The organism is Nocardioides sp. NPDC057767 (assembly GCF_042798275.1).
Lineage (GTDB): Bacteria > Actinomycetota > Actinomycetes > Propionibacteriales > Nocardioidaceae > Nocardioides.
This window is the reverse complement of record NZ_JBHVKJ010000034.1, coordinates 1-12,083: the sequence shown is the minus strand read 5'-3', so window position 1 is coordinate 12,083 and position 12,083 is coordinate 1. Positions and strand designations below refer to the sequence as shown.

Below are 12,083 nucleotides of genomic sequence, written 5' to 3'. Positions count from 1 at the left end.
AACCTCCAGGCTCGGGGGGATGATCCCCGCCACTGTCGCGCCCGCACGCGATTCGCCGAGCCCCATCTCCCGATCAGCGGGCGCGGGCGACGCCAACGATCCGGAAGAGCGGCACGCTGCCCAAGTGCAGACCTCGCCAGACAACCCGACCTTCAAGCATCTGCTGAGCCCCGGAGCGATCGGCCCGATGAGCCTCGCCAACCGCGTGGTGATGCCCGCGATGGACATGAACCTCTGCGACGAGGGCGTCATCGAGGCCGGGGACATCGCCCACTACGCCGCCCGCGCCGCCGGCGGCACCGGCCTGGTGATCACCTCGGCGGCCGCCGTCGCGTACCCGATCGGTGCGACCAGCCGAAAGGAGCCCGGTCTCTCCGACGACAGGTTCATCCCGGGCCTGCGCGCGCTGGCGGACGCCGTCCACCACAGCGGCGCGAAACTCTGCGTCCAGGCGACCCATCACGGCAAGATGTCGAAGGTCGACACCGCCGACGGGCGTCCGCTCTTCGTGCCCTCGGTGCCGGTCGATGAGCGCGACATGTCCGCTCTGCGCGACAACACTCCGACCGAGCTGGGCGCGATGGCGACCGCAGTCTCCGAGGGCAAGACGCCGACCTTCCACGAGGCGACCGAGGAGGACATCGGCTGGCTGATCGGCCAGTTCGCCGATGCCGCCCGTCGGGTTCAGCAGGCGGGCGCCGACGCGTTCGAGATCCATGCCGCCCACGGCTACGTGCTCGGCACCTTCCTCAGCCGCGCCGACAACCGCCGCACCGACCGATGGGGTGGCTCGCTGGAGAACCGCGCCCGGCTCGCCTGCGAGGTCATCCGCGCCGTGCGCGCCGAGGTCGGCGACAGCCTGGCGATCCTGGTCCGCGTCGCCGGCAAGGAGTACGGCGAGGAGGGTTCGCTCACCACCGAGGAGGCCGGCGCCGCGGCCCGCCTGTTCGAGAAAGCCGGCGCCGACGCGATCCATGTGACCGGCTGGGCCCGCAACCCGTTCCGCGACTTCACCGACGGCCCGTTGCCCAACCAGGTCGGGGCGTACGTCGACCTGGCCCGCGCCGTGAAGGACGCCGTCACCATCCCGGTGATCGCGGTCGGTCGGGTGCTCCCGGCCGTCGGCGAGGAGCTGATCGCCAGTGGCGGCGCCGACTTCGTGGCGATGGGCCGCCAACTGCTGGCCGACCCCGAGCTGGTCGGCAAGCTGCGCGACGGCCGGGCAGCACAGGTGCGCCCATGCATCAACTGCTACGTCTGCGTCGAGCAGAACTTCTGGGACGGCGTCCCGGTCTGCGCGGTCAACCCGGCCCTCGGCAACGAGACGCTGCTGCCCTTCCCGACGCTCGCCGCGCGACGCCACGTCGTCGTGGTCGGCGGCGGACCCGGAGGCATGGAGGCCGCCCGGGTGGCCGCCGAGCGCGGACACCGGGTCACCCTCGTGGAGAGGGGCGACCGGCTGGGCGGCTCGGCCTGGTTCTCCCAGCTCACCACCCCCGCAAACGGTCCTCTGCTGGCCTGGCTGGAGCACGAGGTCGCGCGCCTCGGTGTTGGCGTACGCCTCGGCGAGGCCGTCGACGCCGCCGCGATAGCAGCGCTCGCCCCCGACACCGTCGTCCTCGCGACCGGCGCCCACCGCGGCGTCCCCTCGGTCCGCGGCGCAGACCTCCCTCACGTCCACACCGGCGATAGCCTGCGCGGCCTGATCACCGGCGAGGCCGACTCCGGCAGCCGTACGCTGCGCCTGCTCGGCAAGGCCGGCCGGCTGAGCGGGCTGACCCGTGACCCGGACCGGATCCGGGAGCTGACCCGCAAGGTGCTGCCGATCGGCAAGGACGTCGTCGTCATCGGCGGCACGCTCGTCGGCCTCGAGCTCGCCGAGTTCCTCGCCGAGCGCCGCAAGAACGTCACCGTCCTCGAGCACGGCTCCCAGGCCGGGCTGCCGATGGCGATCCCGCGCCGTTGGACCGCCGTCCGCAAGGCCACCGAGCACGGCGTGACGATCCATCGCGACGCCGAGGTCGTCGAGATCACCCCGACTCAGGTGCACTACCGGGTCGGCGACGAGCTCGCCGTCGTCCGCGCCGACCTCGTCGTGGTGGCGTCCTACGTCGAGTCCGGCGCACCGCTGGCGGACGACCTCCACGCCCGCGGCCTGGAGGTCCACGTCGTCGGCGACGCCGGGGAGGTCGGCTACATCCAGGGCGCCATCCACTCGGCCTGGCGAGTCGCCCGCGACCTGTGAGACCCATCCCAACTGACGAGGAGACCTACATGACCGAACGCATCACCTACGCCCGAGCAACGCACGGGGAAGAAGAGATCCAGGCCGTCCTCGACGTCTTGAACCGGGGTCACCAGGGCCTGCGGATCGGTCCGTCCGTCGCCGAGATGGAGACGCGCGTCGCCGAGCTGAGCGGCAAGGCGTACGGCGTGATGTGCAACTCCGGTTCCTCGGCGCTCTACGTCGCCGTCGAGCTGCTCGGCCTGCCCGCGGGCAGCGAGGTCATCACCTCGCCGCTCACCTTCTCGACCGACGTGGCCCCGCTGGCGCGCGCCGACCTGGTGCCGGTCTTCGTCGACGTCGAGCCGGCCACGTTCAACGCCGACGCGGCCAAGATCGAAGGGCTGGTCACCGAGCGAACCGGCGCGATCCTGCTACCGAACCTGGCCGGCAACGCACCCGACTGGGACGTCGTCCGCGACATCGCCGACCGGCACGGTCTCAAGGTCATCGAGGACACCTGCGACGCGCTTGGCGCGACCCTGCGCGGCACCCCGACCGGAGCCCGGGCCGACTACAGCTGCACCAGCTTTGCGATGGCCCACATCATCACCTGCGCCGGGACCGGCGGCATGGTGATGACCGACGACGTCGCCGACCGCGACAAGGCGCTGCTGCTGCGTCGCTGGGGCCGCCGCTCGGAGCCCAACCTGTTCGGGAACGGCGGCAACCGGGTCTTCCGCGAGCAGCTCGACGGGGTCGACTACGACAACGACTTCATCTTCGACACTCTGGCGTGGAACTTCGAGCCCTCCGAGCTGGGCGCCGCCTACGGGGTCGTCCAGCTGAACAAGCTCGCCGCCAACTACGAACGCCGCAAGAAGACCTTCGCGGCCTACACGGCCGCTTTCGGGGCGTATCCGGAGCTCTTCACCACCCCCGTCGAGCTTCCCGATCTCGACACCGCCTGGCTGTGCTACCCGGTGCTCGTCAACGCCGACGCGCCGTTCTCCCGCAGCGACCTGCAGGAGGCGATCGAGGCCGACGGCATCGACACCCGCACCGTGTGGAGCGGCAACGTGACCCGCCACCCGATGATGGCCGGCATCGACCACCGGCTCCCTGAGGACGGGCTGCCCAACGCCGACGCGGTCTTCGAGCGCGGCATGAGCCTCGGGATGAGCCACGGTCTCACCGACGTCCACGTCGAGCGGGTCACCGACGCGATCCACCGATACGCCGCCCGCTGGGCGTGACCTGAGACGACTGTGCCGCCCCCCACCTGAGGTAGGGGCGGCACAGTCTTGTTGCCGTCGAGGATCAACCGAAGAACGCCTGGCCGCCATCGAGTGGGATCGTCGCGCCCGTGAGGTAGCGAAGGTCGCTGCCCACCAGGGCGACGACGGCGCGGCCGATGTCCTGCTCGCAGTCCCCGATCCGGCCCATGGGGATGGCGGCGACGAACTCCGCCGCCTCCTCGGGGTTCTGCTCGGTCCACCACTTCAGCCCGGGTGAGAGTGCGTGCGGCGCGATACTGTTCGCCCGGATGCCGTCTCGGGCCCACTCGACGGCCGCCGTCCGGGTGAGCGCACGGACGGCCTGCTTGGCGGCGGCGTAGACGCCGTACGTCGTCGGATCCCAGCGCACCATGGCGGAGGTGACCAGGTTGACGATGTGGCCGCCCCCGCGGGTGACGAAGTGCGGGTGGCAGGCCTTCATGAAGGCCAGCGTCGCGAACGGGCCCGACGCAAAGCTCCGCTCGACGGCGTCGTCGTCGATCGTGAGCAGCGGGCCGTAGGCGCCGGAGTAGGCGTTGTTGACCAGGATGTCGACACCACCCATCGTCTCGACCACATGGGCGACCGTGGCCGGGATCGTGCCGGTCTCGACGATGTCGCAGACGAACGGCTCGGCGCGCACACCACGGTCGCGCAGCAATTCGCAGGTCTTCTCGAGCTTGGTGGCCGTACGGCCGACCACGGCGACGTCAGCGCCCTCGGTCGCCAGCGCCAGTGCGATGCCCTGCCCGACTCCTTGCCCGGCTCCGGTCACCAGCGCGACCTGCCCCGTCAGCGAACCCATCTCACCCTCCTCATCACGGACCGCGCGGCACGATCCCGCGGTCATGATGGCGGGTGGTGCCGGGTTCGGCCCGGGCGCTCCTGCTCAGCGGAATCAGCCGAACACCGCCCGTGCCGAGGTGATGGCCGGCCCACGCTCGGTGGCAACCTCCAGCGCACCGTCTTCCCAGCCGCGGACGACCAGCGCCTCGCCCGGGAAGACGGCCGAGGCGAAACGCCCCCCGAGCTGTGTCAGGTCGGCTGGGTGGACGTCGGTCTCCCGCGCGGCGACGAGTGACGCGGCCGACAAGGTGGCGAGTCCGTGCAGGATCGGACGTGGCTGGTCGATGGCCGCTGCCGCTGCCGGGTCGACATGGATGTGGTGACGGTCTCCGAGCAGCCGATAGAGCAAGGCCGCGTTGTCACCTGTTGTGAAGTGGGCGCTCCACGCCGGATCGCCTTCCGGCGCGATGGCGCGACCAGGGCCTCGATCGCCACCGAACCCGCCGCGTCCGGGAGCGAACAACGACCACGTGGCGACGAAGAAGTCGCTCTCGACGGCGAGGTCGTAGACGGCTGCCGCGCCCTTGTCCCAGACGCCGGTGACTCGCGCTGTCATCGTGATCTCTCCGGTGGCCGGGAGCGGCTCCAGGACCGTCAACGCCTGAGCGCCGTGCAACGCGGTGCTCGTGTCCCAGGCTCCGGCCGAGCCGAGTACGTCCGGAGCCCATTGGGCAAGCGTGAGAGCGAAGCCGGGGAGCACCCTCAGCCGGTCCTCGAAGACCAGGTCGAGCTCATCGGGCCGCGCACCGACGGCGAGCGCGAAGAGGATCGGGTCACGATCTGACCAGGCGACCGTACGCTCGCCGACTGTCGCTCCGAGCCAGTCGCCGGCGCTCGCACCGGCTCCAGGGAGGGCTTTCACGAGCGCACCTCGTCGCGATTGGGGGTGTGCTGGAGGAAGGCTGGCCATTCGCCACCTCCATCGACGTTGAGCACCGCACCGGTGACGTGGCGCGCCCAATCTGACGAGAGGAACAGGCATGCCCGTCCTATGTCCGGTGGCGAGGCGAAGACGCCCCGAGGAATGGTGGCGGCGACCCGTGCGACCTGCGCGGCGTCACCGTAGTGGTCAGCCGATCCTGGCGTCTCGACCAGGCCAGAGCTCACGGCGTTCACTCGAACCTCGGGCGCCCATTCGACTGCGAGACTCGTGGTCAGACTCTCCAGCGCAGCCTTCGCCGCGCCGTACACCGCGGTTCCCGGGCTGGGTCTGCGGGCGGAGATGGAGGTGATGTTGACCATCGAGCCGTGGGACTCGACCAAGTGCGGGTGGGCGGCCAGAGCGACGTACGCCGCCGACATGAAGTTGAGGTCGTTGACCTTGGCATGGAACCGCGGCGAGGCGGTGCTGAACGCTGAGTACGGCGCACCGCCCGCGTTGTTGAGGACGACGTCGATCCTCCCTCGGCGGCGGCCGATGTCATCGACCCACCCCTTGACCTGGTCGGCCTCACGTACGTCGACCGGCGAGAAGTGCGGCGTCCGACCGTCGACCTCACGCAGCCGCATGGGCGTGCTGCGGCCACAGATCTCCACCGTGGCACCGGCCTCCAGGTAGACCTGCACGATGCCGTCCCCGACGCCCTTGGCACCGCCGGTCACCAACACCACCTGATCGGTCATGTCGATCTTGTACGCCATGGAGTTCCCTTCGTTCGAGGCCGGAGTCGTGGTCCTTCATCGCGACGCGGCCCGGGAGGACAGCGGTCCGCTGTCCCGCATCTGAGCTGCATCCTGCTGAGGCGCTTGACACCGGTCGAACCGCTCTCCCGCTCACCGGGCCGGAGCACCCGGTGAGTGGGAGAGGCCATCGCGCACTCGTCGGCGACCTACCTATCGTCGCCGGGGCCGACGGGCTCGAACCGGGCGGCCCGGACCAACCGAAGGAGCGAATCGTGGGCAACACCGACCTCACCGGCCGTACCGCCATCGTCACCGGCGCGGGTGCCGGTCTCGGGCGGGCCGAAGCGCTGGCACTGGGCGCGCTGGGCGCGAACGTGGTCGTCAACGACATGGGCGACGCGGCCGACCAGGCCGTCGCCGAGATCGAGTCGCTGGGCGGCAGGGCGACGGCCGTCAAGGGCGACGTAGGCACCTGGGCGACGGGTCAGCAGCTCGTCGACGCCGCCGTCGACACCTTCGGCGCTCTCGACATCGTCGTCAACAACGCCGGCATCACGCGCGACACGATGCTCTTCAACATGTCCGAGAAGCAGTGGGACGACGTGATCCAGGTCCATCTCAAGGGCCACGCCGCCGTCTCGCGCGCCGCCGCCGCCTACTTCCGATCGGCCTCGAAGGCCGCTGGTGGCCCGGTTTTCGGGCGGATCGTCAATACAGCCTCCGAGGCGTTCCTGTTCGGCGCGGCCGGACAGTCGAACTACGCTGCGGCCAAGGCTGGCATCGTGGCGCTGACTCTGTCTACCTCGCGCGGCCTGGAGCGCTACGGCGTGACCGTCAACGCAATCTGTCCTCGCGCCCGCACGGACATGACCGCCCAAGTCTTCGCCGAGGACGCCGACACCCAGCGTCTCGACATCCTCGCGCCGGAGCGGGTCGCCTCGTTCGTCGGGTACCTCTGCTCCCCCGCTGCTGCCAGCATCAGCGGCCAGGTCTTCGTGGTGTACGGCGACATGGTAGCTCTGATGGCCGCGCCGACGGTCGAGAACAAGTTCGTCGCGGCCGACGGCACATTCACGGTCGACGAGCTCGACGCCCAGCTGACGCCGTACTTCCAGGGACGCTCGCCGAGCCAGACGTACGCCGCGTTCAGCGTGGCGAAGCTGGACACCACCGGCATCGAGAACATCGCCGGCTGATGACACCTGCCTCCACCCCACGCACCATCTCCGAGCTGATCGACGAGGGCGAACGAAACTTCGGCGATCGCTTGGCCCTCGTCGAGGGCGCGCGCACCTGGACCTACGCCGAACTCGCTGACGACGTACGCCGTACCGCCCGCGCCCACCTCGCCACCGGGGTGCGCCCCGGTGACCGCGTGGCGATCTGGGCGCCCAACCGGTCCGAGTTCATCCTCGCGATGCTGGGAGCTCAACTGGCCGGCGCGGTCCTCGTGCCGCTGAACACGCGATACCGCGGCCAGGAAGCACGGACCATTCTCGAGCGGTCACGTGCAGTGTCATTGGTCGTCGCGAACGGCTTTCTCGGCAACGACTATCTGTCGATGCTGCGAGAGTCCGCGACCGGGACCACGCCCGACCTTCCACACCTTCGCACGATCGTCGACCTCGATGGCGGCACAGTCGACGGAGTCACGGGCTGGGAGGACTTCATGGCCGATGCCGAGCAGATCACCGCCGAGGACCTGGCAGCGGCCGAGGCCACACTCACTCCTGACACGATGTGCGACCTGATGTTCACCTCGGGTACGACGGGGGTACCCAAGGGTGTGATGAGCGCCCACCGGCAGACGCTGGGTGTTGCCCAGATCTGGGCGCAGGGCGCTGGGCTCAGCGAGTCCGACCGGTACGCGATCGTGAACCCGTTCTTCCACGGTTTCGGCTACAAGGCAGGGATCATTGCCGCTCTGTCGGCAGGCGCTGCCATCCACCCGGTCATCACGTTCGACCCCGAGGCGCTGATGGCTCAGGTGGAACGCGAGCGGATCACGGTTCTTCCGGGGCCGCCCACGATCTTCATCACCCTGATCAACCATCCGCGTCGGGCCGACTTCGATCTGTCCTCGCTGCGGTTCGCGATCGCCGGGGCGGCCACCGTCCCCGAGACACTCTTCGAGCAGATGCTCGACGTGCTCGGATTCGACCAGGTCGGCCAGGCCTATGGCCTCACCGAGTGCCTCGTCGCCACCCAGTCCCGACCCCACGAGGACCCTCGTCACGTCGCCGATACCACCGGCCCCGCCGTCCCGGGAATCGAGGTACGGGTGGTCGACCAGACTGGCGCACAGGTAGCGGTCGGCGTCGACGGGGAGGTCTGGCTGCGCGGCGAGAACGTGATGCTCGGCTACTTCGAGGATTCCGAAGCCACCGCCGACGCGATCGACGGAGACGGGTGGTTGCACACCGGCGACGTCGGACGGCTCGACGAGCACGGCTGTCTGAAGATCACCGACCGGATCAAGGACATGTTCACCGTTGGCGGCTTCAACGTCTACCCGGCCGAGGTCGAGAACGTCCTGACCAGCCACCCCGATGTGATCGAGGCAGCAGTCGTCGGCATCGAGGACGAGCGGATGGGCAATGTCAGCTGCGCCCATCTACGGCTCCGGGCAGGGGCACTGCTCGATGCACCCGGTCTGACGGCGTACTGCCGGCAACGGTTGGCGAACTTCAAGGTTCCGCGGACCTTCGCTGTGGTCGAGGATTTCCCGCGCAACGCGAGCGGGAAGATCCTCAAGCAGGACCTCTGAGGCCGAACGAGCGGATCAGGCGTAGGTCACCTCGACCGGGCCGTCGCGTGAGCGAACTGCACGCGACGGCCCGAGAGCTTTCTCAGCCGTAGGTGATCTTCACCTTCTCGGTGGCCGGCACCGATTGGCAACCCAGCCGAATCCCGTCCGCGAGGTCCTCCTCGTCGAGCACGTCGTTGTGGAGCATGTTCACGTCGCCCTCGAGCAATCGGATCGCGCAGGCGGAGCACTCGCCCTCACGGCAGGAGTACGGCGCCTTCACCCCCTTGCTCTCGAGAAAGGCGAGCAGCGTGGTTCGCGGGTTCCAATCGTCGAAGATGTGTTCATCACCGTCGAGGTCGACCTCGAGCTTGACCGGGCCTGCCGGTGCGTCGGCGAACAGGTCCGCAGCAGCACCGTCCTCGCCCGAGTCGGCGAGTGCGATCTCCCGCTCGACCGACTGCAGTTGCGCCAAGTCTCCGAACGGGTTCCCCTCAAGCGACACGAACTTCTCCTGGTGCCGACGCTCCCGCGGGAACTCGAGCTCCTTGAGCGTTCTCGCGACCATGCTCATGAACGGCGCTGGGCCGCATACGAACGCCGTGAACGAGAGATATTGCGAAGCGAATGCCTTCATCTGTTCGGGCGTCGGTATGCCCTGGACCGACTCCAGCCAGTGGACCACCTGCAGCCGACCGGGGTTCGTGGCCGACAGCTCAGAAAGCTCCTCGGCGAAGATGACCGAATCCTCGTCACGGTTGGCATAGAAGACCACGATCCGCGCCATCCCCCCGGACAGGGCGGCGCGGGTGATCGACATGATCGGAGTCACGCCCGACCCTCCGGCGAACAGCAACAGATCGCGGTCGAGCGACGCCGGAGTGAAGACGCCCGACGGTGGAAGCACCCGCAGGGTGTCGCCGATCTCGAGGTTGTCGCAGATCCAGTTCGACGCATAGCCATCGACGGTGCGTTTCACCGTGATCGTGAGAGGCCCACCGTCGTGCGGGCTGCTCGACAACGAGTAGCAGCGCGCCGCGATACCAGTGGTGTCGCTCGGCACGGCGACGGTCAGGAACTGGCCGGGCCGGTAGGCGAACCTCTCCTCGGCGCCCTCAGGCACGGCAAAGCTGATCGACTTCGCATGCTCCGTCTCCTCGACGATGTCAACGACATCCAGCACGAAGGACTCCGCGTCCAAGGATCCTCCCCTAGTGAGTCTGAGCTGAGTGGTGCAGGCGGGCGCATCGGGTCCCGGTCGGGCAAGTGGTCGTACGCACCAGTCGGGGCGTCACTGCCCGAAAGATGGTTCGATGCTAGTTACGATCCGCGGGGAGCAGCGGGCATCTCCCGCCCACCGGAAGCACGTCCTGGCGCGGTGACAGGCGACGTAGCCGACCGAGAGCAGCACCGGCACGTTGCGTTCGCGCGCTTCGGCGAACGCCTCGGGCGACCACTCCCGCTGGTCGACCGGATTGTCCTTGTGCTACTTGAGGTACGGGCTCGTCGCGGCGCCAAGTCGGTTCATGGGTCCATGATCCCGCAGGCCCATGCGGGGCTCAGTCCTCGAGCGGCCCCAGGGACGGCCCGGCGACGAACCGGGCCGTCGGATCGGCGAGCACGTCCAGCTCCAGCACGACGAGCTCGTTGCGGTCGGGGCGCAGCACGGGGCCGGGAACGAAGAGGGTGTGCTGGGGCCCGCGGCGCCAGTAGCGCCCCAGGCAGAAGCCGTTGACCCAGGCGATGCCCTTGCCCCAGGCGGAGGTGTCGAGGAAGAGGTCGACGTCGGGCTCGGCCGAGAAGAGTGCGCGCCAGGCGGTGGGCCCGACCCCGGCGCCCCGGCCGGAGGAGGGGACGGTCTCCCACAGGCGCGGCACCCGGTCGAGGTCGATGGCCAGGACCTCCCAGTCCGTGAGCGGCACCCCGTCGAGCAGAGCCGGCCCGACCAGGCCCTTGTGCTCGCCGATGCGGACGCCGTAGTTGACCCGGCCCTGGTCCTCGACGACCAGCTCCAGCCGGCCGCGCCCGCGCGGGAGCGCGATCGCCCGCTCGTGGTGCTCCCGCTCGAGGATGCCGACCGGGGCGCCGTCGAGGAAGACGGCTGCCCGGTCTCGTACCTCGCCGAGGGCGAGGACGGCCGGGCCATCGCCCGACAGCTCGGTCCGGTAGACGGCCAGACGGGTGTCCGTCTCCAGCTCGTCCAGCACGGGGAGCGACTCCCAACGACTCCAGGAGCCCCACGCAGCGGGATCCTCGATCAGGCGCACCGGCTCGCCCAACGCCACCGTCTGCTCAGGGGCGGGACCTGCGACGTCAGGCGTCTCGGGAGGAACCGGGGCGTAGCGGGCGATGACGTCGCGGAACGCGAAGTACTTCGCGGTGGGGTTCCCGGCCTCGTCCAGGGGCGCGTCGTAGTCGTAGGAGGTCACCGTCGGCCGGTAGATCCCCTTGTCGTTGGCCCCGCTGGTCAGGCCGAAGTTCGTGCCGCCGTGGAACATGTAGACGTTGACCGAGGCGCCGGCGGCGAGCAAGACGTCGAGCTCCTCGGCGGCCTGCTCGACGGCGGTGGTGTGGTGGATGCCTCCCCAGTGGTCGAACCAGCCGTCCCAGAACTCCATGCACATCAGCGGCCCGGTCGGCTGGTGGTCGCGGAGGGTGCGCAAGCGGTTCACGCTGTCCGACCCGAAGGAGCTGGTACGCAGCACCCCGTCGAGTCCGCCGGCGGCGAGCATGGCATCGACGGGCTGGTCCACGGTGACCAGCGGCACGCCGATACCGGAGCCACGGATGATGTCCGCGACGGCCTGCAGGTAGGCCCTGTCGTCACCGTAGGCGCCGTACTCGTTCTCCACCTGGACCAGCAGCACGGGTCCGCCGAGGTCGACCTGGTGCGGGCGTACGAGCCCCAGGACCTGGCGGAGATACTTCTCGACCGCGTCGAGGAAGCGTGGCTCGTGGCGGCGGATGCCGACGCCCGGCTCCCGGAACAGCCAGGGCGGCAGCCCGCCGTTGTCCCACTCCGCACAGATGAACGGCCCCGGACGCACGATCGCGTGCAGACCGGCCTCCCCCACCAGGCGCAGGAACCGCGGCAGGTCCAGGATGCCGTCGGTGTCGAAGACGCCCGGGCGGGGGCTGTGCGCGTTCCACGGCACGTAGGTCTCGATGGTGTTGAGGCCCATCAGCCTGGCCTTCTCGATCCGGTCCGCCCAGTGGTCGGGGTGGACCCGGAAGTAGTGCAGCGCGCCGGAGAGGATCCGGAACGGCTCACCGTCGAGAAGGAAGTCGGACTCGCCGATCGTGAACTCGGGCATGCCTGCCTCTCGCAAGGGACCGACAGCCGCCGCTCCGCGAGGTGCGGCGGCTG

9 protein-coding genes and 1 pseudogene are annotated in these 12,083 nt (G+C 69.5%); 4 read left to right on the top strand and 6 right to left on the bottom strand.

The window, feature by feature from the left end; translation table 11 throughout:
- Positions 1–124: 124 nt before the first annotated feature.
- Positions 125–2,245 carry an FAD-dependent oxidoreductase gene (locus ACFVDI_RS17970; RefSeq protein ID WP_378907486.1) on the top strand — a complete coding sequence of 707 codons (2,121 nt, stop codon included), beginning with the start codon at positions 125–127 and terminating at the stop codon, positions 2,243–2,245.
- 29 nt (positions 2,246–2,274) lie between these two features.
- Positions 2,275–3,480: a DegT/DnrJ/EryC1/StrS family aminotransferase gene (locus tag ACFVDI_RS17965; RefSeq protein WP_378907483.1), complete on the top strand. Its 1,206-nt coding sequence runs from the start codon at positions 2,275–2,277 to the stop codon at positions 3,478–3,480.
- Between the two features lie 64 nt (positions 3,481–3,544).
- On the opposite strand, the gene ACFVDI_RS17960 is transcribed toward ACFVDI_RS17965, so the two are convergent.
- From ACFVDI_RS17960 to ACFVDI_RS17950, 3 genes are all read right to left on the bottom strand, one after another.
- Positions 3,545–4,306: an SDR family NAD(P)-dependent oxidoreductase gene (locus ACFVDI_RS17960; protein ID WP_378907481.1), complete on the bottom strand. Its 762-nt coding sequence runs from the start codon at positions 4,304–4,306 to the stop codon at positions 3,545–3,547.
- A 93-nt stretch (positions 4,307–4,399) separates the two neighbouring features.
- On the bottom strand, positions 4,400–5,209 hold the full coding sequence (locus tag ACFVDI_RS17955) for a MaoC/PaaZ C-terminal domain-containing protein (RefSeq protein ID WP_378907478.1): 810 nt from the start codon (positions 5,207–5,209) through the stop codon (positions 4,400–4,402).
- Positions 5,206–5,988, bottom strand: coding sequence for an SDR family oxidoreductase (locus tag ACFVDI_RS17950; protein ID WP_378907476.1), 783 nt, complete (start codon positions 5,986–5,988; stop codon positions 5,206–5,208). Before ACFVDI_RS17950 ends, ACFVDI_RS17955 begins: the two co-directional genes overlap by 4 nt.
- 254 nt (positions 5,989–6,242) lie before the next feature.
- On the opposite strand from ACFVDI_RS17950, the gene ACFVDI_RS17945 reads away from it, so the two are divergent.
- Both ACFVDI_RS17945 and ACFVDI_RS17940 read left to right on the top strand, forming a co-directional pair.
- Positions 6,243–7,166 carry a 3-oxoacyl-ACP reductase gene (locus ACFVDI_RS17945; protein ID WP_378907473.1) on the top strand — a complete coding sequence of 308 codons (924 nt, stop codon included), beginning with the start codon at positions 6,243–6,245 and terminating at the stop codon, positions 7,164–7,166.
- A complete protein-coding gene (locus tag ACFVDI_RS17940) occupies positions 7,166–8,737 on the top strand; it encodes an AMP-binding protein (protein WP_378907470.1) in 1,572 nt (523 codons plus the stop codon). The genes ACFVDI_RS17945 and ACFVDI_RS17940 overlap by 1 nt, the downstream gene beginning before the upstream one ends.
- A gap of 82 nt (positions 8,738–8,819) precedes the next feature.
- Here ACFVDI_RS17940 and ACFVDI_RS17935 read toward each other — a convergent pair whose 3' ends face one another.
- From ACFVDI_RS17935 to ACFVDI_RS17925, 3 genes and pseudogenes are all read right to left on the bottom strand, one after another.
- Positions 8,820–9,917 carry a 2Fe-2S iron-sulfur cluster-binding protein gene (locus ACFVDI_RS17935; RefSeq protein WP_378907468.1) on the bottom strand — a complete coding sequence of 366 codons (1,098 nt, stop codon included), beginning with the start codon at positions 9,915–9,917 and terminating at the stop codon, positions 8,820–8,822.
- Positions 9,918–10,007: 90 nt separating this feature from the next.
- Positions 10,008–10,190: pseudogene (locus ACFVDI_RS17930) on the bottom strand (DUF255 domain-containing protein); the annotation flags it as partial.
- An 85-nt stretch (positions 10,191–10,275) separates the two neighbouring features.
- Positions 10,276–12,083 (bottom strand): beta-galactosidase family protein (locus ACFVDI_RS17925; RefSeq protein WP_378907465.1); only part of this gene is annotated, 1,808 nt, incomplete at its 5' end.

What these genes read in the sequence shown, in the direction of transcription:
- ACFVDI_RS17965 (WP_378907483.1), top strand. Translation starts at nt 2,275, where the DNA reads ATGACCGAACGCATCACCTACGCCCGAGCAACGCACGGGGAAGAAGAG.
- ACFVDI_RS17960 (WP_378907481.1), bottom strand. Translation starts at nt 4,306, where the DNA reads ATGGGTTCGCTGACGGGGCAGGTCGCGCTGGTGACCGGAGCCGGGCAA.
- ACFVDI_RS17950 (WP_378907476.1), bottom strand. Translation starts at nt 5,988, where the DNA reads ATGGCGTACAAGATCGACATGACCGATCAGGTGGTGTTGGTGACCGGC.
- ACFVDI_RS17940 (WP_378907470.1), top strand. Translation starts at nt 7,166, where the DNA reads ATGACACCTGCCTCCACCCCACGCACCATCTCCGAGCTGATCGACGAG.